Genomic DNA, 3,823 nt, shown 5'->3' on the forward strand with positions numbered 1-3,823 from the left:
CTCAAATCGCGGATTTTGATCCGGACCCTCGGCATACTGTACTCAAATCGCGGACTTTGAAGCGTGTTTGGATTCAAATCGCGGACGAAGTGCAGGGGACTGGAGATAGCCTGAATCAGTCTCTTAGGGAGCTGTTCGAGAGCGCTGCGGTCAGACGTTGCCGGAGCGGGGATGGCCAGGCCCGGCTCGCGCGAGCGAGACTCCGACGACCCTCGGGCAGCAGGGGAATCAGAAGTGACTTCCATAATGTGAATCCTCTTCGGTAGCGAGCTCGCCGTTCGTAGATGTCGCAATCGGTAGATCCATTCACCACCAACTGCCAGACGGTCCCGATCAGCTTGTGTCGGGACGCTCCGAGGGACGGTTGACGAGTGTCGAGTCGCGCCGCCGGCTCTTCATCCGTAGCATTGATCACGAGTCGTGTTGTGTCATCGACGAACCTTCGAAACTGTTCACCGCTTGCTCCAGGGAGCGTGGCTATCCGCGGAGCGGCTCCCAGAAGCGCGGTTCGATAGGCTCTTTCGAACTCGAGAATAGTGTGTGACGTGAGGCGGCCCTTTGGAGCGATGTCCTCGGAAAGTGTTGCGCCGCAAGACTGACACGGGACCCGGCCCGCTACTGGAATCGCGCCGAACGGCAGAGGATCCAATTCCCCGCACGATGGGCAACCGACACAAAGTGGGATGCCATGGACAGAGCAATGCAGGAGACAGGCCACTGCCCACTCCCACGGTACGTGGACAGAGCTTTGGCGAGCGATGCAGTGCTGACAGAATGCGTATCCAAGGCGTCTGCAAAGGAGCTGGGAGGCGCCGGCATTGCAATTGAACCTTAGCAGAACGGTAGCTTTTGGAAAGGGAATCTGCTTCTCAAGGCTCAGCCGACGCAGCGTGCGCACAGATATGCGAGAGAAGCGGGCCATGGAGAGGAGGAAGCCTTCGTCTAGGTCGAGGTCAAGTGAGAATGCATAGGGCGCCGATGGATATCTTGCGTATAAGCCTGATAGCAACTCATCCAAAGGGACAAAGTTGGCACCTGCCAATCGAAGTAGCCATGATGAGAATAGCTCTCCATGAAAGGGCTTCGGCGCAAAAGGCAACTGTAAGGGCGCCTCGGTATCCCCAATCATCGCGAAGAGACTCTACGATTGCGTCGATCGGTAATCGAGATCAAGGATTCCGTGATGAATTGTTCATCGAGCAGAGCAAGACTGATATATTCCTGTCCGCCACGTATAGCCTCAGAAGCGGCTGTTTCGAGCAAGCGGCAGATTCTCACCAGGATGCCCTCCGTGAGATTGAGGATGCGCTGATGGACCTTGGGATCGCGGAACTCAGAGCGTTGTCTTAGCGGAAGAATGGACTCGAAGCTCAACAGCAGTTGTTGAAAACTTGAGTCGTTTTCCCATGGCGGCAGCTCAGCGGCTTCGAAGCGGTCGGCAAGTTGTTGGTCAGTCATCAAGGCCTGCTTGGCCTCATGCGTTCCGACACAGACCAGAGGAAGGCGCAGGTCATTGGCGAGGAAGCGGATGGCGTTTAGAAAGATGCGCTGCTCTCTGAAGGTTCCCGCGAGCAAGGAGTGGATCTCATCAATGACAAGCATTCGGACTTCAAGTTGCCGTGCGAGAGATCGGATGCGATGGCGCAATGCTGTGACGCTTGTTCCGTAAGAGAAAATGCCTCCCATGGCGGCCAGGATCTCCTCGTATAGGTCGCGCTCGCTTGATGCCGGTGGCATCTGAATCGAAACGACCGGAAGGCGGGTCTTGCCAAGCTTTCTATCAAAATGTGAGCGGTTCTCGCGTAGAAACCGCTGTATGATGCGGGTTTTTCCCATGCCGGTGGCGCCGTAGATTACCAAACAAGGCATGCGATCATGCGGGGGATAATCGACAAGATCGATCAAGCGTTCGAGAATGCGTTCGGCACGAGGATACTGAATCCAACGTTCTTGTCGTAACCAGTGGATGCGCTCGGCGTTTGGAAGCCGTGCCGCTTCTTGAAACGGTGGCTGAAGGTGGCTCAGATCTTCTACCGTCACTCCAACTCCCAGAGTTCAACAGGAAATGGTTTGATCTCTTCAGTCGAAGAGGTGTTGGGGTTGTTCGGTGAAGAGGCAGAGACGTGGCCCTTAGAGAAGGGAGTCTTTTCTTGTTGGCGCCGTTTCCGCGACGAGGTTGCGGCCTGCTGTACCACTCGCCGTTGTTCCAGGATGCCAGCGAAGACGGAACGCTGATCCGGCACTGATTGAGTGCTTTCTCGAATTCGTCGATTGGCTTCCTGCAACTCCCACAAGGCTATAGGGGGCTGACCGAGATCCGCGTAAGGCACCGGCCAGTGCCGCCCATCCGGGTCGCGCAAGTAAACGCGCGATAGGTCCCGCGGATCATATTTGACTAGGAGCGGACTCTTCATTCTGCCTGCCCATGGGCTGAGCACGTTATCCCAGTAGCGGATGTTCCATAGATGGATGCCGTCTCGTCGCACTTGGCGTGACACGGCGGGTAGGAAACTTAGAAAAAACTCCGTGGAGTGTACTGGCTTGCGAACCTGTGATGTTGATCGGCCGACGGCTTCTTGCCATGCAGCTAGAGGGGTCGTGCCGAGAGACGAGTGCAGGGAGAGTTGGTAGACTCCGGCGATCTGCAAAGCAAGCCAGCGTTCCAGTTCAGATAGCGTCAGAATCGCACGTGCTTCTGACGGGTAGCAACCCTTCTGCTTCACATCTGAGAAGGTGGTTCCGGGCAGGAGGTGCACGGCGCCCATCATGGTGCCGATCAGCCTTTCTATATGACCGCCGAAGTGAGGTCTTCCCACAGGGCGGTGATCGAGTCGAATGCCATACTCCTGGCATCCCCTCACTAACGCCTCGGAGTGAAACTCTCGGGCATTATCCACGTGGAGAACCTGGGGCAGGCCAGAGATGGGCCATTCCAGGGTCTGGAGTTCACGGTCTGCCAGCCAGGATGTTTTCTCCAAGACAGCGTGAGTGAGAGCCAGACATACAGAGAGTGCCGAGGGGGACCACAGCGAAACATGGAACCCGGCGATCATGCGCGTCTTGACATCAACCACAAGGGTCAGCCACGGGCGCCCGATGGGTTGGCGGGTCTCGCGGTCAACGATAATCACATCGACAGGGGTGTGATCAATCTGCATCACCTCGAGCGCACGCTGCGGTGCCAGCGACGATACCTTCACTGGGCCGAACCTTTCGCGTGCCTTCTTAGCTCCGTCGCGGCGGCGCATTATGATGCGAGCATCCACCGCTTCAGCACGCCGTTTCACAGTGCGATAGTTAGGGACGGCTAAACTCCGCTGTGTAAAGCGCCGGCGCACTTCTAGTTGGAGCGCGGCCAAAGATGGGCGCTCAGGCTGGAGATAGAACTCATTTATGCAGGTATTGAGCAGTGCTTCCCGCTCCTCGCCGAGCAAGGATTCTGAGGGCTTGCGACCGCGCTTCCACGGCATCAGAGAGGTGGTTTGAGGTCGACGCCGGTATCGTTGCAGGAGCTTATAGACAATGGTTCGACTCAACCCGAGTTGATCTGCCGCCTCGGCTACGCTCTCCGCGCTGAGTCTGGAGCGCTCGGCCAAGGGACGGATCACAGCTTCCCTGAGCAGCGCTACGCCCCAGGCCGCCTCGCTCGCGATCTCCCATTGGTATGCTTTTTGCATTCAAATCGCGGATAAACTTTCTCGACAACTTCATTCGTGATTTGAATACAAACGTCCGTGATTTCAGTACAGTGAGTGTGCAGTAAAAATGCGGACAATGTTGATAAATAAAGGCGGTCAATCCGCCATTTGAGTGCAGCGTGACA

At 56.5% G+C, this 3,823-nt stretch carries 3 protein-coding genes and 1 pseudogene; all 4 read right to left on the reverse strand.

What is annotated here, in order from left to right; genetic code table 11:
- Positions 1-245 (reverse strand): hypothetical protein (locus AC5S26_RS29665; RefSeq protein ID WP_494188555.1); only part of this gene is annotated, 245 nt, incomplete at its 3' end.
- A gap of 443 nt (positions 246-688) precedes the next feature.
- A pseudogene (locus AC5S26_RS29670) lies at positions 689-1,129 on the reverse strand (TniQ family protein); the annotation flags it as partial.
- Complete coding sequence (locus tag AC5S26_RS29675; protein ID WP_494188553.1) at positions 1,126-2,040, reverse strand: TniB family NTP-binding protein; 915 nt, start codon at positions 2,038-2,040, stop codon at positions 1,126-1,128. The gene AC5S26_RS29675 and the pseudogene AC5S26_RS29670, both read right to left, overlap by 4 nt.
- Entirely contained in the window at positions 2,037-3,677 is a 1,641-nt protein-coding gene (locus AC5S26_RS29680; protein WP_494188554.1) for a TnsB C-terminal domain-containing protein, read from the reverse strand. Before AC5S26_RS29680 ends, AC5S26_RS29675 begins: the two co-directional genes overlap by 4 nt.
- Between the last annotated feature and the right edge of the window lie 146 nt (positions 3,678-3,823).

Source organism: Edaphobacter sp. FHG110511_03 (assembly GCF_059115365.1).